Below are 19574 nucleotides of genomic sequence, written 5' to 3'. Positions count from 1 at the left end.
GCCAACGGCGTCCGTTCGACCACGGTGTCGTCCCACCTTTTTGTTTCGTCGCGCTCGCTTCGCTCGCGCTCCGCACAAAAATCTGGACCAAAAAACCGCCGCGTTACGCCAACGGCGTCCGTTCGACCACGGTCCCGTCGACGGTCGGGTACTGCTCGACGATCTCGCCTCTCTCCACGTCGCCCTCCTGGATCATCTCCTCCAGAAGCCACCACGCGAGTTCGACGTGCTCGGATTTGACAGTGTAGAACTCCTCGGGGACGCCGAGTTCCTGTAGGCGCGCTTCGGTTTCCCACGTCTTGCCGTAGACCAGAGTGCCGTCGTCGGTTATCTCGTCGAACTCCCGGCGGATGTTGCGGGCCATCCGCTTCAGGCGGTTTCTGTGCTGGGCAGCGTCTTTGAACACCGAGGTGCAGAAGTAGACGCGCTCGTGGTCGCCCATCACGTCCAGAATCGCCTCCTTCGAGCCGTCGACGGCCGACATGTGGCCCTCTTGCAGTTCGTACCCCTCCTCCTGCATCCGTCGATAGTTCCCGTCGGACATCTCGAACTCGTTGACGTTGCAGAAGTCGGCCGCGCCCTCGTCGAGGAACTCGAGGAACTCCTCCTCGGCGCGGATTCCGGGAATCTCGAAGGCGGGGGTGAGCCCCTCCTCGCGGGCGACGTAGAGAATCTCCTCCCACTCGGTGCCGTGCATCTCGCCCCACAGCTCCAGCGGCGGGTGGAACCGAATCTCGTCGAGGCCGGCCTCCGAGAGGCGGCGCATGTTCTCGCGCCCGCCCGGGATACCCGTGTAGAGGTGGGTGTGGTGGTCCTCGCCGAACTCCTCTTTCAACAGGCTGAGGTACCGACAGGTCTTGTCGAGCGCTTCCTGCGGTTCGCCGCCCGTAATCGAGGTGCCGAGCGCGTCCATCCGCTTGGCCTCGCGGATGACGTCCTCGTCCTCCTCGACGAGGCGCTCGTTGGCGTACACGTCGGTGACGTTCTTTCTGTTCTCGCCGAGAGGGCAGTAGAAACAGTCCCGCTGGTCACAGTACCCGTAGACGAAGAGTACCATCTTCCCTCCCATGGCGCACTGTTCGCAGCCCTTCGAGATCATTCGCTTGTTACCGTCGTATTCGGCGCAGCGTCAAAAGGCGTGCGACTCGTCTCTCGTCGATGTGTGGCGTCTGTCCGCGAACGCCGACTGTTCGCATCTGTCACACGTGCGTACCCTTCGCTCGCCGATTGCGGTCGGCTCTCCGCGACTCGAAGCGCGATAACCGACCGACTGGAGACCGACCGGACAGCGCCGACGCTCCCGAAAGCAAATATAGCATGCTGGCGTAGCCGCTGACGATGCTGCTCGTCCTCTGTGTCGACCTCGACGACGACCTCGGCCGCAAAACCGGCATGAAGACGCCGGTCGTCGGCCGAGAGAGCGTCGAGGACGCCGCGGTGGCGCTCGCGACGGCCGACCCGGAGGACTCCGACGTGAACGTCCTCTTTCAGGGAATCCACGTCCACGACGACCTCGTCGAGGAATTCGAATCCGGCGACCCCGACGACGCCGAAGAGGTCGAAGTCGCGGCCGTCACCGGACTCAACGGCAACGACGTGAAGGCTAACCGCGCCGTCGGCGACGAGGTTGACGAGGTGCTGGCGAGCCTCCAGACCGGCGAGAACGTCCGCGCGGTCGTCATCACCGACGGCGCGCAGGACGAGTCGGTTCTGCCGGTCATCCGCTCTCGCGTCCCCATCGACAGCGTCCGCCGGGTCGTCGTTCGACAGGCCCAGGACCTGGAGTCGATGTACTACACCATCAAGCAGGTGCTCGACGACCCCGAGACCCGGGGGACGATTCTCGTCCCGCTGGGCATCCTGCTGCTCATCTACCCGTTCGTCACCATCGCGACGCTGTTCGACGTCGAGGGGGCGACCGTTCTCGGACTCATATCGGCCTTGCTCGGCCTCTACGTCCTGTTTCGCGGGCTCGGGCTGGAGCGGTTCGTCGACGACGCGGCTACACGCACGCGGAACATCCTGTACGCCGGTCGAGTGACGCTCATCACCTACGTCGTCGCGGCGGCGCTCATCATCGTCGGCGGCGCACAGGGAATCGAGACCATCGACGCGGTCGAACGGGCGGTCGGGGGGTCGCTCACGGCCCCGGCACTGCTCGCCGCGTTCGTCCACGGCGCGGTGCAGTGGCTCGCCGCGGCGGGCGTCACGAGCAGCCTCGGTCAGGTGACCGACGAGTATCTCGTCGACGAGTTCAAGTGGCGCTACCTCAACGCGCCGTTCTACGTCGTCGCCATCGCGCTCGTCCTGTACGCGCTGTCGGGGTTCTTCCTCTCGGGACTGCTCCCGGCCGGCGAGACGGTGGCGCTGGTCCGGACGCTCACGCTCACGGACCTCGCGCTGGCGCTCACGGGCGGGACGCTGCTCGGCGTGCTGAGCACGCTCACGTTCGCTATCGCGGAGTCGAAGTACCCGACCGGCGCGGAACCGGCCTGAGCGTCGAAGATCAGCGCTCGCGGACGACGACGAACTCCGCGAGGTCGCGGAGATACTTTCTCGCGTCGGACTCGGGGATGTCAGTCGCGTCGAGCGCCTCGAGCGCGGCGTCCGACTGCGCTCGGGCGCGGCCGTCGGCTTCCTCGGGCGTCAGGTCCGTAATCTGGACGAGCGACGGGCGTTCCATCGTCTCGTCCTGGCCGGCCGGTTTGCCGAGGTCGGCCGAATCGGCCGTCTCGTCCAGCACGTCGTCGCGAATCTGGAACGCGATGCCGACGCGCTCGGCGTACTCGCCGAACGACTCGACGGCGAACGGGTCGGCTCCGCCCGCCACCGCGCCGACCTCGGCGGCGGCGCGGAACAGCGCGCCCGTCTTGCGGCGCGCGAGTTCCATGTACTCCTCCTCGTTCGTCGGTTGGGCGACGAGTTCCGTCGCCTCGCCCTCGCCGAGTTCGACCATCGACTCGGCGACGACCTGCATCGCCTGCTCCTCCGCGGAGAACAGCGCGAACGCCTCGCCCAGCAGGCCGTCCGAGGCGAGAATCGCCGGGCCGTAGCCGTACTCGGCCCACGCGCTCGGCGTCCCTCGGCGGAGGTCCGAGCGGTCGATGATGTCGTCGACGACGAGCGACGCGTTGTGTACGAGTTCGACGCCGACGGCGAAATCGACGGCGTCGACGGGGTCGCCGCCGACCGCCTCGCAGACGAGGAGCGTCACCGTGGGTCGCACGCGTTTGCCCCCCGCGAGGGAGACGTGGCCGAGTTGCTCGGACAACTCGTCGGGTTCGACCGACTCGACGACCGCCTCGAGGCGGTCGTTGACCATGGCGACCCGGCGCTCCAAATACTCCATTATCGGACAGGTAGGGACGGTCAGGGAAGTACGTACCGAAACGCGGAGAAACGGGGTCGGCGGTGGGGGTCGGTCGCAGTCGATTTTCGAGCGAACTTGAGCGGACCACTCGCGGACAGCGGTTCTGTCGTGTGCGAAAATCGCGGAGCGATTTTCGGCCGACGACTGAACGGAGCGAACGCAGTGAGCGAAGTGAAGGAGGAGTGCTTTTGGTGAAGCTTTTGCCGAGGGGCGGCTACGCCGCCCCGCAGCGCAAAAGGTTCAGTTGAACTGCTCGATGAGTTCCGGAACGACCTCGAACAGGTCGCCGACGATACCGTAGTCGGCGATGTCGAAGATGGGTGCGTTCGGATCGGTGTTGATGGCGATGATGGTGTCGGAGCCTTTCATCCCGGCGACGTGCTGGACCGCCCCGGAGATACCGACCGCGAGGTAAATGTCAGGGGTGACGACCTTCCCGGACTGGCCGACCTGCCGGTTCGGCGGGAGCCAGCCGGCGTCGACGATAGGCCGCGACGAGGAGAGCGTCGCACCTAGCGCGTCGGCGAGTTCCTCGACGAGTTCGAGGTTCTCCTCCTCCTCGATGCCGCGGCCGACCGAGACGAGCACGTCCGCGTCGGTGATGTCGACGTCGCCGCCGGCGACCTCCTCGAACCCGAGTACGCGGGAGCCGAGTTCGCCGTCGGGTTCGTAGTCGAACGCCGAAATCTCGGCGTCGCCGGTACCGGCTGTGGCGGGCCACTCGCCGCCGCGAATCGTGACGGCGACGCGCTCCGCGTCGACGTCGACGGTCGTCTCGACCTTCGAGCCGTACATCTCGCGGGTCGCGGTGAGGCCGCCGTCGTAGCTGAAGTCGACCGCGTCCGAGACGAGCGGCAGGTCGAGCGCGTTGGCGACCGCCGGCGCGTAGTCGAGGCCGTTGACGCTGTTGGGCATCAGTAGGACCGCGGGCTCGACCTCGGCGTACAGCGCTTCGACCGCGCCCGCGTACACGTCGTGGTTGAACTCCTCGCCGTTCGCGACGGTGTGGACGGCGTCGACGCCGTCGAGGTTCAGTTTCTCCCCGAACTCGTCGACGTCGCCGCTGATGACCGCGACGTGGAGGTCGCCGCCGGTCGCGTCGGCGAGTTGGCGGCCCGCGCTGACGAGTTCGTAGCTCACGTCGCGGAGGTCGCCGCGGCGGTGGTCGGCGATAGCGAGCACCGTCATTGCGCGCCCACCCCCTTCTCGCGGAGGACCTCGGCAAGTTGCGCGGCGGTCTCCCCGGCGTCGCCCTCGAAGAGAGTGGCGTCCGACTCGCTCTCGGGTTCGCGCATCCCCGTGAGTTCGATCGGGCTGTCGAGCGCGGAGGCGTCGAGACCGAGGTCGTCGAGGCCCATCGGGGCTATCTCCTTGCGCTGGGCCTGCCGGATACCGCGCAGGCTCGCGTAGCGGGGGTCGTTGATACCCGTCTGGATGGTGAGCACCGCGGGGAGGTCGACCTCCGTGAGCTCCTCGACGCCGCCTTCGAGCTCCCGGCGGACGTTGGCGACGCCGCCCTCGGCGTCCAAGTCGAGTTCGTTGACGACGGCGGCCCACTCGAAGCCGACTTCGTCGGCGACGGAGACGCCCGTCGCGCCGAAGCCGTCGTCGGCGGCCTGCACGCCGGTCAGTACGAGGTCCGGCTGTTCCTGTTCGACGACGGCGGCGAGCAGACGCGTCTTCGCGGCGACGTCGAGTAGTTGGACGTCCTCGAACGCGTCGTCCCAGACGCGAATCGCGCGGTCCGCACCTTTCGCGAGCGCCATCCGAATCGTCTCCTCGCTGCGTTCGGGGCCGATGGTGACGCTGACGACCTCGACGTCGTCGCCCGCCTCCGCTATCTGGACCGCCTCCTCGACGGCGTAGTCGTCCCACTCGTTGAGGTCGTACTCGAGGTACGCCTCGTCGATTCCGAGCCCGTCGATCTCGAAGTCGTCTTCGACTTCGGCGACTTCCTTGACGGTTACGAGAATCTTCATCATCGACCACTACCTCCACTCGCCGGTAAACGTTTTCGGAACGAGAGGGCAGTACGTCACGACGTGTGACAAATTCGTACTCGTTTTCGAGTACAGACTCGCTTTCGAGTCGGCGCCTCAGCCGTCGCCGTTACTGTCGTCGCCGCTGTCGCTGCTGTCGCCGTCGGTGTCGTCGTCGCCGCTGGTGTCGTCGCTGCCGCCGTTTCCGTTCCCGTTTCCGTTCTCGCCCGGCAGCGAAATCAGGTTCTCCCGACCGAGACGGAGTTTCTCGACGCGTCCCTCGTCCGCCAGCGAGGAGAGCAACTGCGACACTTTCGCGTCGGACCAGCCGGTTTCGGCGACGATGTTCGTCTGTCGCATCCGGCCGCCGTTGTGTTCGAGGAGGTGCTCGACCCGTTCGCCGTCCGAGAGCAGCGAGAGGTCCACGTCGTCGTCGTTCTCTTCCTCCTCCTCCTCCTCCTCTTCCTCCGGTTCTTCCGACGACAGTGGGTCGACGGCCGACGCGCCGCCGCCGGCCGCACGCGGCGGTGATGTCGTCGGCCCGTCGACGGTGACGACCTCTCCGTCGACCTCCTCGAACCCTTGACGGCGTCGGAGGACGACCGCTGCGAGCATGGCGGCGAAAACGAGTACTGCGCCGATGCCCGCGATGAGCGCGAGTTCGTCGCTGTCGCCCGTTCCCGTGTCTCGACCCGACCCTGGCGGGTCGTACGAGATGTCGATGACGCTGCCGTCTCCGGAGCGGTCGGTGAACTCCCGGGGACCGTCGACGATGACGGTCGTTCCGTTACGGGTGCGGGCGGGGAAGCTCACGTCCTGGGAGTTCCACTCTTCGGGCGCCTCGATGACGAGCCGCTGGTTCGCCCCGAGGCGGGGGAACCACGTCCCGCCGTCCGGCGTCTCGAACGCGTCGCCGACTCTGAGGTCCTGGTCGCCCTGGTAGGCGAACCTCGTCCACGTGAACGTCATGTTCAGCACGCCGGTGTCGTTCTCTACGGTGCCTCGGTAGCTGACGTTCTGAATCTCCATCTCGCGGCCCGTCGCCTCCGACGAGAGCGCGGCGAACTGCTCGAACGTCCGCTCGTCCAGCGTCGCGTTGGCCTCGCCGGCGCGGAGGTCCGAGACGAACTGCTCGAACGCCGCGCTGCTGTTGTTGCCGCTCAACGGGTACCGCGTGACGACCGACCACTTCGCGTCGCCGTTGCGCTTGATGGCGATGACGAGTTGCGTGTCCGGCGGCTCCTCGGCCTGTAGCAGCGTCGCTCTTTGCCCGTCGTCGGTTCCGACGACGGCGGCGGCCGGTGGTGCGAAGCCGGCTGAGAAGACGAGGAAGGCGAGCACGAGGGCGGCATACCGCATACAGTTCACCAACTCTCGGGGGTACGGCAAAACGCTTTCCATCGGATGTCCGACAGGCGCTCTGCGCCGACGTCGCCGCGGCGAGCGGTGTCGGTTTCGACGACGCTCCGCCGTTTCCTGTCGACGAGCCGTCGTGTGCTCTACAGCGACCGGTTTTAATATGATGACTGTGTACGCGCCGATGATGAGACAGTCCGCCGCTTTGGCCACTACCCTCCTCCTCCTCGTCTCGTCTGTCGGCGGCGTCGTCGTCGCGGCGCCGTCCGCCGCGGAGTCGTCGTCTCTGGCCGCGAAGTCGGAGTCGTCGCTCGCCGAGATCGACAACGAGACGAGCGTCCTGATGCTGGACGAAGACGACACCAACACGGCGTTCGGAGCGCCTTCGGCGAACCTGAGCGCCTCGTTGGCGGTTCGGGATACGCGGGTTCGCTCCGAGCTCCGGACGCGAACGACCGGACAGCGACTCGCCGCGATGGAGAACGAAAACGAGCGCCGCAAGGCAGTGCTGCGGGCGTTGACCGAACTCGAAATCCGCGTCGACGACCTCCGAGCCGAGGAACGGGCGGCTCTGGACGCCCACACCACCGGCGAGATAACGGCCACGCAACTGCTGGTTCGGTTGGCGCACGTCCACACCGAAGCGGCCGAACTCCGAGCGAACGCCACGATGCTCGAACGGACCGCCGACGGCATCGACGGCCTCTCCATCGACGGGCGAGTCGGATCGGTTCGACTCGAACTCCAGACGATGCGCGGTCCGATTCGAGAGCGCGCCGCGGCGGTCCTCCGCGGCGGCGCTCCCCCCACTCGGACGTACGTGCAGACGACGACCGACGGCGTCGTCCTCTCCATGATAGACGACGGCGTCTACGTCCGCGAGGTGTACGACGACTCGAAGCGCACCTCCGACGCGTCCGGCCGAATCACGGTCGGCGAACTCCCCGACGTGATGGAGCGGGCGTACCCGGTCATCATGCAACGCGGCGAGTTCAACAGTCCGACCGGCGTGCAGGCCAGCAACATCTTCGTCGGGAAGGTTCGGTACGCCGGCGGCGACCTCACCGCGTACGTCGACCGCGGCGACGAGGGGCAGGTGTTCAGAGAGATACAGCGTATCCCCCTCGACAACGCCCACGTCGCACAGTCGACCAACAGTACCCGCTCGGGGCTCGAACTCCGCGTCCACCCGACGTACGCCGGCGGTCCGCTCCGCATCGAACTCGTCGACGCCGCCACCGGCGACTCCGTCCAAGGAAACGTCAGTCTCGGCAGCCCCGACAGCAACGAACAGCCGACGTTCCTCGGACGCACCGACGCCGACGGCGTCCTCTGGACGCCAGCGCCCGACGGCGAGTTCGTCGTGCAGGCGATCCGCGGCAACTCCTTCGTCTCCATCGAACTCACGCCCGACGACCCGATGAACGTCAGCGACCCGAACGACTCGCTCGCGCCGCCGCCGACGCACGCTCGCGTCGGCGCTGACGCGTAGCGTCGGGTTCTCTGCGACTCGTCCCCGTCCGCTCCGAACCCTTATGACCGATAGCGGGACCACTCCGCGGCGTGTCGTCTCGCACCCGCGCCTCGGTTCCCGCCGTCGGAGTCGTGCTGTTGCTGTTGCTCTCGGTCAGTCTCGCCGCCAGCGTCGGTGCCGTCGCACTCGACCACGCCGAGAGCGTCGACGACGGCGGAACGCGGGCAGCGCTGTCGCTCACCGCGACTGGCGAGACGTTACAGTTCGTTCACCGCGGCGGCGAAACGCTGGACGTGCGGCGACTCGAACTGCGCGTCAGCGTCGACGGAGAGCCGCTCGAACACCACCCGCCCGTTCCGTTCTTCTCCGCGAGTGGTTTTCGGCCCGGGCCGACCGGACCGTTCAACTCCGCCGCGAGCCCCGAGTGGCGCGCCGGCGAGACGGCATCCGTCGCCGTCGCCGGGACGAACGACCCGGAACTGACCGTCGGGTCGTCGGTGACCGCCGACGTGCGGTACGAGGGGCGACCGCTCGTCACGCTCTCGGCAATCGTTCGATGAGCGATACCCGTCCGACGACGCAGGTCGGTGGAAAACTGTCTCCGTCGTCTCGTCGCTCCCGGGACGAGCTCGCCCGCTACTGCGGTCGACCGCTACTCTTCAGGTGCGCGGGCGACCGTCGTGATGGCGATATCGGGGTCGTACGACGGTCCCATCAGCACGTGTTCGACGTCCTCGAAGCCGGCCTCCTCGAACATCCGGTCGGCCTCCTCCTCGTCGTAGAACAGCATGATGGAGTCGGCGACCTTCTGCATCACCGTCGTCTTCGGGTAGTTCGGGCCGACGACGAGCACCTGCTCGCCGGGTTTGACGACGCGGCGGAACTCTTCGAGCGCGTCGACGGGGTTCGGCCAGTACTCGATGGAGCCGGACGACCAGACCACGTCGAAGCTGTCGTCTTTGAACGGCAATCGCTCGGCGTCGCCGCGGTAGAAGCGAACTTTGTCGCGCTTGCCGAACTTCTGGAACGCCTTCTCCATCTGGTGGACGCTCTGGTCGAGACCGTGGACGTCGTCGGTGTGCTGGAGCAGCCCCTCGGTACCGAAGCCGGTGCCGCAGCCGACGTCGAGCACGCGGTCGCCCCGTTCGATGTCGAGCAGCGCGAGTGCTTCCGCGCGCATCTCTTCGTTCCAGATGAACGGGTTGACCTGGTCGTACACCTTCGAGAGGTACTTGTAGAACAGCCGCGCCCGTCCTTTGTCCTCGAGGATACCCATTGCCGGCAGTTCGAACTCGGCGGGCATAATCCTGCGGATTCTCCGATACTGACGGGTTCGGCGTCCCGAGGCGACGGCGTCTCCGGCCGTCGCCGCCGGAACAGCTATGTACTCCGTCCAGTCGCCCGATTGCTTCCGCAAACACCTTATACGGCCGTGGTGCAACGTTCCAACGATTAGTGAGTATGCCGAGACCAGAGGTTCTCGAACGGATCAAGTCGGCCGAATCCGACGCCGACGACATCATCGCGCAGGCTGAGCGCGAGCGCGACGAACTGATCTCCGACGCCCGCGACCGCGCCGAGCAGATTCGGGCCGAGGCAGAAGCGGAGGCGTCCGAGATGGAGGAGCGCCGCCTCGCGGAGGCCCGCGAAGAGATCGAGGCCGAGCGCGAGGAGATCATCGAGGAGGGCGAGCGCGCCCGCGAGGAGCTCGTCGCCGAGGCGCAGTCGAACGTCGAGGAGGCGGTAGAGTACACGGTAGAGCGGTTCGAGGAGGCGGTGCATGCTCAGACCTGAGCAGATGAGCAAGGTCTCGGTCACCGGGGCCAAACGGTTCATGGACGACGTCATCGAGACGACCCACGAGCAGAACCTGCTCGACGTCTCCGACTACGACGGTACCTGGGAGGGGTTCTCGCACGGGACGCCCGTCGAAGGTGCCGAGGAGGCGTCGGACAAACTCGTCACCGTCCGCTCGCTCGAGAGCATCCTCGACGTCGACGGCGACGACGCGGGCCCGACCCGCATCGTCACCGACGAGGCGCTCGAAGCCGAGCTCGCGGAGGTCCGCGCGGAGGTCAACGAACTCGACGACCGCCGCGACGAACTCCGCGACGAACTCCGGAGCGTCCAGGAGGACATCGACGCCGTCGAACCGTTCGCCGACCTCGGCATCGACCTGGACCTGCTCTCGGGCTACGACACGCTCCAGGTCGCCGTCGGCGAGGGTGACCGCGAGGACGTCGAACGGTCGCTCGTCGACGCCGACAGCGTCGATGCGTTCGAAATCTACGAGGGCGACGACGTGTTCGCCGTCTTCGCGTACCCCGCCGACGGCGCGGGCGAAGACGCGCTCGACGAGGCGCTCGTCGGAACCGACTTCTCGACGTACGAGGTCCCCGAGTCGGAGTCGAGCCCCGAGGAGTACGTCGGCGAACTCCGCCACCGCAAACAGCAACTGGAGTCGCGGCTGGCGACGGTCGACGACGAACTCGAAGAGGTCAAACTCGACGCCGCGGGCTTCCTGCTCGCCGCCGAAGAACAGCTCTCGATCGAGGTCCAGAAGACCGAAGCGCCGCTGGCCTTCGCGACGACGGAGAACGCCTTCGTCGCCGAGGGCTGGATTCCGACCGAGCGATACACGCAGTTCGCGAGCGCGCTCCGCGACGACGTCGGACAGCACGTCGAAGTCGAGGAGATAGAACGCGCGAGCTTCAAGAGCGACGGACAGGAAGCCACCCGCGAACAGGTGCCGAGCGGCACCGGCGGCGAACCGACTGCCGCCGACGGCGGCGCGGACGAACCCGAGGCGCGCGCCGACGGGGGTGCCGAACAGGGTTCGGCAGCACGTCGGGCAAAGCCCGACGGCGGAAGCGTCGTCACGAGGAACGACGACCCGCCGGTCGTCCAGGACAACCCCGGCGCGGTCAAGCCGTTCGAGGTACTCGTCAACGCGGTCAGCCGGCCGAAGTACAGCGAGTTCGACCCGTCGGTGTTCGTCTTCCTGACGTTCCCGGTGTTCTTCGGGTTCATGATCGGCGACCTCGCCTACGGGATTCTCTACACGGCTATCGGGTACTTCCTCTACACTCGCTTCGAGGACCGCCCGGCGTTCAAGAGCATGGGCGGTATCACGCTCTTCGCGGGCGGATTCACGATGCTGTTCGGCATCCTCTACGGCGAGTTCCTCGGCCTCCACGTGCTCGGTGAGGTCATCTGGGGCGGCCACCCGCCGATGGAGAAAGGTCTCTCGCCCGCCGGCATCTACTGGGCGATCGGCTGGCTCGTGGTGAGCATCTTCGTCGGCATCGTCCACCTCAACATCGGGTGGATCCTCGACTTCTTCGAGGTCGCCGAACACCACGACATCAAGCACGCGGTCCTCGAGAGCGGCTCGTGGCTGCTGATGATGAACGGCCTGTGGGTCTGGATCTTCAGTCTCCACTACGGCGACGCGAAACCGGCGTTCCTGTTCACGCTGTTCGACGGCACCGGCGCGGCGCCGGAGTCCAGCCAGCAGTACATGCAGGCCATGTTCGAACTCGGCTTCAACGGTTTCCCGGCCGTCGTCGGTATCGCCGGCCTGGTGGCGTTCGCGGTCGGCTTCGTGTTCCTGGCCATCGCCGACCTCGCCGAAGTCGTCGAGTTCCTGAACGTGCTCGTGAACGTGCTGTCGTACGCCCGTATCGGCGCGGTGCTGCTCGCGAAGGCCGGGATGGCGCTCGCGGTCAACCTGCTCGTGTTCGGCGCGTACCAGCACGACGGTGAGATTCACTTCCTCACCAGCTACGGACCGGAGTACGTCGTCAACGAGTACGGCGCGGAGGCCATCATGTTCGGCGGCCTCTTCCACGGCGGGGCGGCGCTGTTCCTCGTGGGCATCGTCGTACTCATCCTTGGCCACGCGCTGGTGCTGACGCTCGGCATCACGAGCGCCGGTCTGCAGGCCGTCCGTCTCGAGTACGTCGAGTTCTTCGGCAAGTTCTACGAGGGCGGCGGCCGCGAGTACGAACCGTTCGGCTACGACCGCCAGTACACCACCGAAGACTGACCGCTCTCGCGGCGGTCGGCTTCGGTTCTCTTCTCTCTCGGTAACAATTCTCTACACTGTGTGCCACCGGGTAGCAAACGCCGCAGCGGGCGATTTGGCCGTCTTCTTTGGGAAGTTTTATGACCGCAGTACGGTCAACTACCAACTGTTCGGAGACGACTAACCGGAACCATACACCTACTCACCATGATCGAATCCCTACCCGAAATCGCTAACGTTGCACTGCAGGCTGAAGGATCCAGCGGCCCGGCGCTCGACGGCGCCGCCGCCGCCGGTCTCGCGGTCGGTCTCGCCGCACTCGGCGCAGGCTACGCAGAGCGCGGTATCGGTGCCGCCGCAGTCGGCGCTCTCGCCGAGGACGACAGCCTCTTCGTTCAGGGCCTCATCCTGACGGTCCTGCCGGAGACGCTCGTTATTCTCGCGCTCGTCGTCGTGTTCATCCTCGGTTAAACCACCTCTCTCTTTCCACCATGAGTTTGGATACTGTCGTTGAGGACATTCGGGACGACGCTCGCGCACGTGCGGAGAACATCCGCGAGGAGGGCCAAGCGCGTGCCGACGAGATCGTCGCCGAAGCCGAAGCCGACGCAGAGGAACTGCTCGAGGAGCGCGAACGCGCCGTCGAGCGAACGATCGCACAGGAGCGCGAACAGTCGCTCTCCAGCGCGAAACTGCAGGCGAAACAGCAGCGCCTCGAAGCCCGCCGCGACGTGCTCGAAGACGTCTACGAGCGGGTCGAGGCCGAACTGGTCGCTCTCGACGGTGCTGACCGCGAGACGCTCACCCGAGAGCTGCTCGACGCGGCGTCGACGGAGTTCGAAGACGAGGACGAAGTGCTCGTCTACGGACGCGCCGACGACGAGGCGCTCATCACCGAGATTCTCGCCGACTACGACGACTACGAGTTCGCGGGCGACCGCGACTGTCTCGGCGGCGTCGTCGTCGAGGGACGAAACTCCCGCGTTCGGGTGAACAACACGTTCGACTCGGTCCTCGACGCCGTCTGGGAGGACAACTTGAAGGACGTGAGCGCCCGACTGTTCGAACAATGAGCGCAACCGGCAGCTCGAATCCGGAGTACGTCAACGCCCGCGTCAGAGCGCGACGCGGCGCACTGTACGACGACGAGGACTACCGCAAACTCCTCCGGATGGGCCCCGCCGAGATCGCTCGCTTCATGGAGGAGTCGACGTACGAAGAGGAGATAAACGCCCTCGGGGCCCGATTCTCGGGCGTCGACCTGATCGAGTACGCGCTGAACCGCAGCCTCGCGAAGCAGTTCAACGACATCCTCGACTGGGCCGGCGGGCGACTGTACGACCTCATCGCACGCTACCTCCGGAAGTTCGACGCGTGGAACGTCAAGACGATCATCCGCGGCATCTACGCCGACACGCCGCGCGAGGAGGTCGAGACCGACCTCATCCGCGCCGGCGAGTTCGACGACCGTCTCGTCGAACGGCTGCTCGAAGCGACCACCATCGAGGAGGTCGTCGACCGACTGAGCGGCACCATCTACGGCCCGCCGCTGCGAGCGGCGTACGACGACTACGAGGAGTCCGGCGTGCTGGTCCCGCTGGAGAACGCCGTCGACCGCACGTTCTACGAGAACCTGCTCAGCGGTCTCGTCACGAACGAGGCGACCGAGCAGTACCGCGAGTTCCTGCACGCCGAGATCGACTTCCGTAACGCGCGGAACGCGCTTCGACTCGCTCGAAGCGGAGCGAACATCGACCCCTCGGAGTACTACATCGACGGCGGTCGGCTGTTCAGCGCGACCGAACTGTCGCAGTTGGCGTCGAGTCCCGACGAGCTGGTGACCCGTATCCGCGAGAGCGTCTACGGTGACCGCCTCTCGGCGGCGCTGACCGACCTCGAACGCGCCGACAGCCTCATCGGCTTCGAGCGCGCGCTCGAAGCGGCGCTGTTGGAGTACTCCAAGACCCTCGGCCACGTGTTCCCGCTGTCGGTGTCGCCGATCATCTCCTACATTCTCGCCAAGGAGCGGGAAGTGGAGAACATCCGCGCCATCGCCCGCGCACGCGAAGCGGGGCTCTCAGAGGACGAGATAGAAGAGGAACTGGTGATACTATGAGTCAGGAGATCGCCGTCATCGGCAGCCCCGACTTCACCACCGGCTTCCGTCTGGCGGGCGTTCGGAAGTTCCAGAACGTCCCCGAGTCGGAGAAAGACGAGCGCCTCGACGCCGCCGTCGAAGAGACGCTCGCCGACGACGACGTCGGCATCGTCGTGATGCACGACGAGGACCTCGCGCACCTCTCGCGTAACGTCCGAAAGTCCGTCGAGCAGAGCATCGAACCGACGCTCGTCACGCTCGGTGCGGGCGGTGCGGGCGGTGGCGGACTGCGTGACCAGATCAAACGAGCAATCGGTATCGACCTAATGGAAGACGAGAACCAATGAGCCAAGCAACACAAGAGACCGTCCGAGAGGACGGCCGAATTCAGAGCGTGAGTGGTCCGGTCGTGACCGCTGTCGACCTCGACGCCCGGATGAACGACGTCGTGTACGTCGGTGACGAAGGGCTGATGGGCGAAGTCATCGAGATCGAGGGCGACACCACGACCATCCAAGTGTACGAGGAGACCTCGGGCGTCGGCCCCGGCGAACCCGTCGAGAACACGGGCGAACCGCTGACCGTCGACCTCGGTCCCGGCCTGCTCGACACCATCTACGACGGTGTCCAGCGACCGCTCGACGTACTCGAAGAGAAGATGAACAGCGCCTTCCTCGACCGCGGCGTCGACGCGCCCGGCATCGAGATGGACAAACAGTGGGAGTTCGTGCCCGAAGTCTCCGAAGGCGACGAGGTCGCCCCCGGCGACGTGGTCGGCACCGTCGAGGAGACGGTCACCATCGACCACAAGGTGCTCGTCCCGCCGAACTTCGAGGGCGGCGAAGTCGCCGCCATCGAGGCCGGTTCGTTCACCGTCGAGGAGACGGTCGTCGAACTCGACAACGGCGAGGAGGTCACGATGCACCAGGAGTGGCCGGTCCGTCAGGCCCGACCCTCCAAGGAGAAGAAGACCCCGCGCATCCCGCTCGTGTCGGGACAGCGCATCCTCGACGGCCTCTTCCCCATCGCCAAAGGCGGGACGGCCGCGATTCCGGGCCCGTTCGGTTCCGGGAAGACGGTCACCCAGCACCAGCTCGCGAAGTACGCCGACGCGGACATCATCGTCTACGTCGGCTGCGGCGAGCGCGGCAACGAGATGACCGAGGTCATCGAAGACTTCCCCGAACTCGAGGACCCGACGACCGGCAACCCGCTGATGGCCCGGACGTCGCTCATCGCGAACACCTCGAACATGCCCGTGGCCGCACGCGAGTCGTGCATCTACACGGGAATCACCATCGCGGAGTACTACCGCGACATGGGCTACGACGTGGCGCTCATGGCCGACTCCACCTCGCGGTGGGCCGAGGCCATGCGCGAAATCTCCTCCCGACTGGAGGAGATGCCCGGCGAGGAGGGCTACCCCGCCTACCTCGCCGCGCGCCTCTCGCAGTTCTACGAGCGCGCCGGTTACTTCGAGAACATCAACGGGACCGAAGGCTCCGTCTCGGCTATCGGCGCGGTGTCGCCGCCGGGCGGCGACTTCTCCGAGCCGGTCACCCAGAACACGCTGCGTATCGTGAAGACGTTCTGGGCGCTGGACGCCGACCTCGCGGAACGTCGGCACTTCCCGGCGATCAACTGGAGCGAGTCGTACTCGCTGTACAAGAACCAGCTCGACCCGTGGTTCGTCGAGAACGTCGCCGACGACTGGCCCGAGGAGCGCCAGTGGGGCGTCGACGTGCTCGACGAGGAGAGCGAACTGCAGGAGATCGTTCAGCTGGTCGGCAAGGACGCGCTGCCGGAGGACCAGCAGCTGACGCTCGACGTCGCGCGCTACCTGCGTGAGGCGTACCTCCAGCAGAACGCGTTCCACCCGACGGACACCTACTGTCCGCCGAAGAAGACGTACCTGCTCCTGACTGCCATCCACCACTACCACGACGAGGCGTTCAAGGCGCTCGAAGCGGGCGTCCCCGTCGAGGAGATTACGGCCATCGACGCCGCACCGCGCATCAACCGCGTCGGCGTCCAGGAGGAGTGGGAGGAGTACATCGCCGAGCTCAAAGAGGACATCACCGAACAGCTCCGGGAGCTCTACTAATGAAAGAGTACCAAACCATCACCGAGATCAGCGGCCCGCTGGTGTTCGCCGAAGTCGACGAGCCCGTCGGTTACGACGAGATCGTCGAGATCGAGACGCCGAACGGCGAGACGAAGCGCGGCCAGATCCTCGAATCCTCGGAGGGCCTCGTGGCCATCCAGGTGTTCGAGGGCACCACCGGTATCGACAGAAACGCGTCCGTCCGTTTCCTCGGCGAGACGCTGAAGATGCCCGTCACCGAGGACCTCCTCGGGCGGGTTCTCGACGGCTCCGGCCAGCCCATCGACGGCGGCCCGGAGATCGTCCCCGACGACCGACACGACATCATCGGCGAGGCGATCAACCCGTTCTCGCGCGAGTACCCCGAGGAGTTCATCCAGTCCGGCGTCTCCGCCATCGACGGGATGAACACGCTCGTCCGCGGGCAGAAACTGCCCATCTTCTCGGCGTCCGGCCTGCCGCACAACAACCTCGCGCTCCAGATCGCCCGTCAGGCGACGGTGCCCGAGGAGGCCGCCGACGACGGCGAAGACGCCAGCGAGTTCGCAGTCATCTTCGGCGCGATGGGTATCACCGCCGAAGAGGCCAACGAGTTCATGGAGGACTTCGAGCGCACCGGCGCGCTCGAACGCTCCGTGGTCTTCATGAACCTCGCGGACGACCCCGCAGTCGAGCGGACGGTCACGCCGCGCATGGCGCTGACGACCGCCGAGTACCTCGCCTTCGAGAAGGACTACCACGTGCTGGTCATCCTCACCGACATGACCAACTACTGCGAGGCGCTGCGCGAAATCGGTGCCGCGCGCGAAGAGGTGCCGGGGCGACGTGGCTACCCCGGCTACATGTACACCGACCTGGCACAGCTCTACGAGCGTGCCGGTCGTATCGAGGGCCGCGAGGGCTCCGTCACGCAGATTCCCATCCTCACGATGCCGGGTGACGACGACACCCACCCGATTCCGGACCTGACCGGCTACATCACCGAGGGCCAGATCTACATCGACCGGAACCTCAACTCGCAGGGGATCGAACCGCCGATCAACCCGCTCCCCAGCCTCTCTCGGCTGATGGACGACGGTATCGGCGAGGGCCTCACCCGCGAGGACCACGCGGACGTCTCCGACCAGATGTACGCCGCGTACGCGGAGGGCGAGGACCTCCGCGACCTGGTGAACATCGTCGGCCGCGAGGCGCTGAGCGAACGCGACAACCAGTATCTCGACTTCGCGGACCGCTTCGAGGAGGAGTTCATCGACCAGGGCTTCGACACCAACCGGACCATCGAGGAGACGCTCGACATCGGCTGGGACCTGCTGTCGATGTTCCCGAAGGCGGAACTCAACCGCGTCGACGAGGACCTCATCGAGAAGTACTACCGCGAAGACGTCGGCGAGGCCGAAGCCGAAGAAGTCACCGCGGACTGACCCCGGTACTTTTCCTTCGTTTATCGCCACCGGTAGCGCCAGCACCGCTTCGCGCGCCGGCTGCGGCGACGGGAAAACAGAAAAAGGTTAACCGCCTCCATCCGCAATCTTCCGACAACAGATGGCCGAAGACGTCAAACCAACCCGGAAGAACCTCATGGAGATCGAGGACCGCATCGAACTCTCCGAGCGGGGTCACGACACGCTCGAACAGAAGCGCGACGGTCTCATCATGGAGTTCATGGACATCCTCGACCAGGCGCAGGACGTTCGGTCGGGCCTGTCCGAGGACTACGAGCGCGCCCAGCACAAGATCAACATGGCGCGCGCGATGGAGGGCGACGTCGCCGTCCGCGGCGCGGCCGCGGCGCTGAAGGAGTACCCCGAGATCACGACCCAGTCGAAGAACATCATGGGCGTCGTCGTCCCGCAGATCGAGTCCAGTCGGGTGAGAAAGAGCCTCGACCAGCGCGGCTACGGCCTGCTCGGCTCCTCCGCGCGCATCGACGAGGCCGCGGACGCCTACGAGGAACTGCTCGAATCGATCATCCTCGCCGCCGAAGTCGAGACGGCGATGAAGAAGATGCTCCACGAGATCGAGACGACGAAGCGCCGCGTCAACGCGCTGGAGTTCAAGGTGCTTCCGGACCTCTACGAGGCCGAGGAGTACATCGAACAGAAACTCGAAGAGCAGGAGCGCGAGGAGATCTTCCGCATGAAGAAGATCAAGGCCAAGAAGGAAGAAGAGGAGAAGGCCGAAAAGGAAGAAGCCGAGAAAGCCGCCGCGAAGGAACCCGGCACCGTCACGGCCGACTGAGCGCAGAGCCGTCGATATCCGTTCTCTTCTCTCCGTTCTCGCCGTCCTCCGTCAGCAGGGCGGTCGGGCGGTCGTCGACGAAACTCACGCGAGGGCAACCTGTCGATCCGCGGGCCGCTGGCTTTTCGAGGACGGCCACCGTGCGTCACGTATGGTCTGTTCGAGTTGCGAGTCGCCGACCGTCTCGTTCGCCGTTCCCGAGGACCTCCGCGAGTACGCCCCCGAGCGGAGCGAGGCCGTCGAACTCTGTACCGTCTGTCTACGCACGCAGGCGAGCGAGTCGCCCGCCGACTCCGTCGCCCCGACCGACGCCGCCGACTTCTCGCACGTGCTCGACTCGTTCCCCGACGGCCGCGCGGGCGTCGCCTTCGCGCTCCTGCTCGGCAAACTCGACTCGCTCGCGCTCGAACGCGCCGCCATCGAGACGCTGTACGACGAGACCGAACGCGCGGGCGGCGACCCGATGCTGACGCTCGACCGCATCGCCGCCGCGGGGTCGGTCCAACCGCACTTCGACGTCGACCGCCGTCGCCCGCAGTTGGCGCAGTTCGTCGACTGACCGCGTTCCGTCGCCCCTACACGTTCAGCCGAACCGCGCGGCGAGCTCTTCTCGCAGGTCGTCGAGCGTCATCCCCTTCATCGAGAGGAGGACCAGCAGGTGGTAGACGAAGTCGGCGCTCTCGTGAGCCAACTCGTCGGTATCGTCGTCTTTCGCCGCGAGAATTATCTCGGTGGACTCCTCCCCGAGTTTTTCGAGCACGGCGTTCTCGCCCTTCTCGTGGGTGAAAAGCGACGTTGTGTAGGAGTCTTCGGGCAGTTCCTCTTTGCGCTGTTCGACGAGTTCGAAGAGGTCGTCGAGGATGTCGTCGGCGTCGGCCGTCTCCCTTGCGTCCGTCTCCGAGTCCGTATCGCTCATATCCGGGCG

General features: G+C 66.1%; 20 protein-coding genes. 13 read left to right on the top strand and 7 right to left on the bottom strand.

The features are described from left to right. Positions 1–103 precede the first annotated feature (103 nt). On the bottom strand, positions 104–1099 hold the full coding sequence (locus DV709_RS07675) for a radical SAM protein (protein WP_117593338.1): 996 nt from the start codon (positions 1097–1099) through the stop codon (positions 104–106). Positions 1100–1338: 239 nt separating this feature from the next. Between DV709_RS07675 and DV709_RS07670 the strand changes: the two genes are divergently transcribed. Continuing rightward, on the top strand, positions 1339–2496 hold the full coding sequence (locus tag DV709_RS07670; RefSeq protein WP_117593336.1) for a DUF373 family protein: 1158 nt from the start codon (positions 1339–1341) through the stop codon (positions 2494–2496). A 10-nt stretch (positions 2497–2506) separates the two neighbouring features. On the opposite strand, the gene DV709_RS07665 is transcribed toward DV709_RS07670, so the two are convergent. The 4 genes from DV709_RS07665 to DV709_RS07650 form a co-directional block, all read right to left on the bottom strand. Beyond that, positions 2507–3349 (bottom strand): polyprenyl synthetase family protein, encoded by an 843-nt coding sequence (locus DV709_RS07665; protein ID WP_117593334.1) that lies wholly within the window; start codon positions 3347–3349, stop codon positions 2507–2509. A gap of 261 nt (positions 3350–3610) precedes the next feature. Further along, on the bottom strand, positions 3611–4558 hold the full coding sequence (locus tag DV709_RS07660; RefSeq protein WP_117593332.1) for an electron transfer flavoprotein subunit alpha/FixB family protein: 948 nt from the start codon (positions 4556–4558) through the stop codon (positions 3611–3613). Continuing rightward, positions 4555–5349, bottom strand: a complete 795-nt coding sequence (locus DV709_RS07655; protein ID WP_117594177.1) for an electron transfer flavoprotein subunit beta/FixA family protein — start codon at positions 5347–5349, stop codon at positions 4555–4557. The genes DV709_RS07660 and DV709_RS07655 overlap by 4 nt, the downstream gene beginning before the upstream one ends. A 117-nt stretch (positions 5350–5466) precedes the next feature. Continuing rightward, complete coding sequence (locus DV709_RS07650; protein ID WP_117593329.1) at positions 5467–6708, bottom strand: helix-turn-helix transcriptional regulator; 1242 nt, start codon at positions 6706–6708, stop codon at positions 5467–5469. A 181-nt stretch (positions 6709–6889) separates the two neighbouring features. Between DV709_RS07650 and DV709_RS07645 the strand changes: the two genes are divergently transcribed. After that, positions 6890–8197, top strand: a complete 1308-nt coding sequence (locus tag DV709_RS07645; RefSeq protein WP_117593327.1) for a DUF7096 domain-containing protein — start codon at positions 6890–6892, stop codon at positions 8195–8197. A gap of 71 nt (positions 8198–8268) precedes the next feature. After that, the gene (locus DV709_RS07640) at positions 8269–8739 is read left to right on the top strand and encodes a type IV pilin (RefSeq protein ID WP_269801693.1); all 471 of its coding nucleotides are present in this window, start codon (positions 8269–8271) and stop codon (positions 8737–8739) included. 92 nt (positions 8740–8831) lie between these two features. On the opposite strand, the gene DV709_RS07635 is transcribed toward DV709_RS07640, so the two are convergent. After that, complete coding sequence (locus DV709_RS07635; protein ID WP_117593324.1) at positions 8832–9455, bottom strand: methyltransferase domain-containing protein; 624 nt, start codon at positions 9453–9455, stop codon at positions 8832–8834. Between the two features lie 185 nt (positions 9456–9640). Between DV709_RS07635 and ahaH the strand changes: the two genes are divergently transcribed. The 10 genes from ahaH (at position 9641) to DV709_RS07585 (ending at position 19208) form a co-directional block, all read left to right on the top strand. After that, positions 9641–9973, top strand: a complete 333-nt coding sequence (gene ahaH / locus DV709_RS07630; protein ID WP_117593322.1) for an ATP synthase archaeal subunit H — start codon at positions 9641–9643, stop codon at positions 9971–9973. Continuing rightward, positions 9960–12227: a V-type ATP synthase subunit I gene (locus DV709_RS07625; RefSeq protein WP_117593319.1), complete on the top strand. Its 2268-nt coding sequence runs from the start codon at positions 9960–9962 to the stop codon at positions 12225–12227. Before ahaH ends, DV709_RS07625 begins: the two co-directional genes overlap by 14 nt. 186 nt (positions 12228–12413) lie before the next feature. Beyond that, positions 12414–12677 (top strand): F0F1 ATP synthase subunit C, encoded by a 264-nt coding sequence (locus DV709_RS07620; protein WP_117593317.1) that lies wholly within the window; start codon positions 12414–12416, stop codon positions 12675–12677. Between the two features lie 20 nt (positions 12678–12697). After that, complete coding sequence (locus tag DV709_RS07615; protein ID WP_117593315.1) at positions 12698–13279, top strand: V-type ATP synthase subunit E; 582 nt, start codon at positions 12698–12700, stop codon at positions 13277–13279. Then, positions 13276–14322: a V-type ATP synthase subunit C gene (locus tag DV709_RS07610; protein WP_117593313.1), complete on the top strand. Its 1047-nt coding sequence runs from the start codon at positions 13276–13278 to the stop codon at positions 14320–14322. Before DV709_RS07615 ends, DV709_RS07610 begins: the two co-directional genes overlap by 4 nt. Then, entirely contained in the window at positions 14319–14651 is a 333-nt protein-coding gene (locus tag DV709_RS07605) for a V-type ATP synthase subunit F (RefSeq protein ID WP_117593311.1), read from the top strand. Before DV709_RS07610 ends, DV709_RS07605 begins: the two co-directional genes overlap by 4 nt. After that, positions 14648–16408 (top strand): ATP synthase subunit A, encoded by a 1761-nt coding sequence (locus DV709_RS07600; protein ID WP_117593309.1) that lies wholly within the window; start codon positions 14648–14650, stop codon positions 16406–16408. Before DV709_RS07605 ends, DV709_RS07600 begins: the two co-directional genes overlap by 4 nt. Then, a complete protein-coding gene (locus tag DV709_RS07595) occupies positions 16408–17832 on the top strand; it encodes an ATP synthase subunit B (protein WP_117593306.1) in 1425 nt (474 codons plus the stop codon). Before DV709_RS07600 ends, DV709_RS07595 begins: the two co-directional genes overlap by 1 nt. A gap of 121 nt (positions 17833–17953) precedes the next feature. After that, complete coding sequence (locus tag DV709_RS07590) at positions 17954–18649, top strand: V-type ATP synthase subunit D (protein WP_117593304.1); 696 nt, start codon at positions 17954–17956, stop codon at positions 18647–18649. A gap of 151 nt (positions 18650–18800) precedes the next feature. Next, a complete protein-coding gene (locus tag DV709_RS07585) occupies positions 18801–19208 on the top strand; it encodes a DUF6276 family protein (protein ID WP_117593302.1) in 408 nt (135 codons plus the stop codon). Positions 19209–19232: 24 nt separating this feature from the next. Here DV709_RS07585 and hisE read toward each other — a convergent pair whose 3' ends face one another. Beyond that, positions 19233–19565 carry a phosphoribosyl-ATP diphosphatase gene (gene hisE, locus DV709_RS07580; RefSeq protein ID WP_117593299.1) on the bottom strand — a complete coding sequence of 111 codons (333 nt, stop codon included), beginning with the start codon at positions 19563–19565 and terminating at the stop codon, positions 19233–19235. Positions 19566–19574 lie beyond the last annotated feature (9 nt).

The organism is Haloprofundus halophilus (assembly GCF_003439925.1).
Taxonomy (GTDB): Archaea; Halobacteriota; Halobacteria; order Halobacteriales; family Haloferacaceae; genus Haloprofundus; species Haloprofundus halophilus.
The sequence above is the reverse complement of the archived record's forward strand: the minus strand, read 5'-3'. Positions and strand labels throughout refer to the sequence as shown.

Coding starts and splice junctions, on each gene's coding strand:
- DV709_RS07615 (WP_117593315.1), top strand. CDS start 12,698: ATGAGTTTGGATACTGTCGTTGAGGACATTCGGGACGACGCTCGCGCA.
- DV709_RS07670 (WP_117593336.1), top strand. CDS start 1,339: ATGCTGCTCGTCCTCTGTGTCGACCTCGACGACGACCTCGGCCGCAAA.
- DV709_RS07605 (WP_117593311.1), top strand. CDS start 14,319: ATGAGTCAGGAGATCGCCGTCATCGGCAGCCCCGACTTCACCACCGGC.
- DV709_RS07645 (WP_117593327.1), top strand. CDS start 6,890: ATGATGAGACAGTCCGCCGCTTTGGCCACTACCCTCCTCCTCCTCGTC.
- DV709_RS07625 (WP_117593319.1), top strand. CDS start 9,960: ATGCTCAGACCTGAGCAGATGAGCAAGGTCTCGGTCACCGGGGCCAAA.
- DV709_RS07655 (WP_117594177.1), bottom strand. CDS start 5,349: ATGAAGATTCTCGTAACCGTCAAGGAAGTCGCCGAAGTCGAAGACGAC.
- DV709_RS07650 (WP_117593329.1), bottom strand. CDS start 6,708: ATGCGGTATGCCGCCCTCGTGCTCGCCTTCCTCGTCTTCTCAGCCGGC.
- ahaH (WP_117593322.1), top strand. CDS start 9,641: ATGCCGAGACCAGAGGTTCTCGAACGGATCAAGTCGGCCGAATCCGAC.
- DV709_RS07585 (WP_117593302.1), top strand. CDS start 18,801: ATGGTCTGTTCGAGTTGCGAGTCGCCGACCGTCTCGTTCGCCGTTCCC.
- DV709_RS07595 (WP_117593306.1), top strand. CDS start 16,408: ATGAAAGAGTACCAAACCATCACCGAGATCAGCGGCCCGCTGGTGTTC.
- DV709_RS07665 (WP_117593334.1), bottom strand. CDS start 3,349: ATGGAGTATTTGGAGCGCCGGGTCGCCATGGTCAACGACCGCCTCGAG.
- DV709_RS07590 (WP_117593304.1), top strand. CDS start 17,954: ATGGCCGAAGACGTCAAACCAACCCGGAAGAACCTCATGGAGATCGAG.
- DV709_RS07635 (WP_117593324.1), bottom strand. CDS start 9,455: ATGGGTATCCTCGAGGACAAAGGACGGGCGCGGCTGTTCTACAAGTAC.
- DV709_RS07610 (WP_117593313.1), top strand. CDS start 13,276: ATGAGCGCAACCGGCAGCTCGAATCCGGAGTACGTCAACGCCCGCGTC.
- DV709_RS07660 (WP_117593332.1), bottom strand. CDS start 4,558: ATGACGGTGCTCGCTATCGCCGACCACCGCCGCGGCGACCTCCGCGAC.
- hisE (WP_117593299.1), bottom strand. CDS start 19,565: ATGAGCGATACGGACTCGGAGACGGACGCAAGGGAGACGGCCGACGCC.
- DV709_RS07620 (WP_117593317.1), top strand. CDS start 12,414: ATGATCGAATCCCTACCCGAAATCGCTAACGTTGCACTGCAGGCTGAA.
- DV709_RS07600 (WP_117593309.1), top strand. CDS start 14,648: ATGAGCCAAGCAACACAAGAGACCGTCCGAGAGGACGGCCGAATTCAG.
- DV709_RS07675 (WP_117593338.1), bottom strand. CDS start 1,099: ATGATCTCGAAGGGCTGCGAACAGTGCGCCATGGGAGGGAAGATGGTA.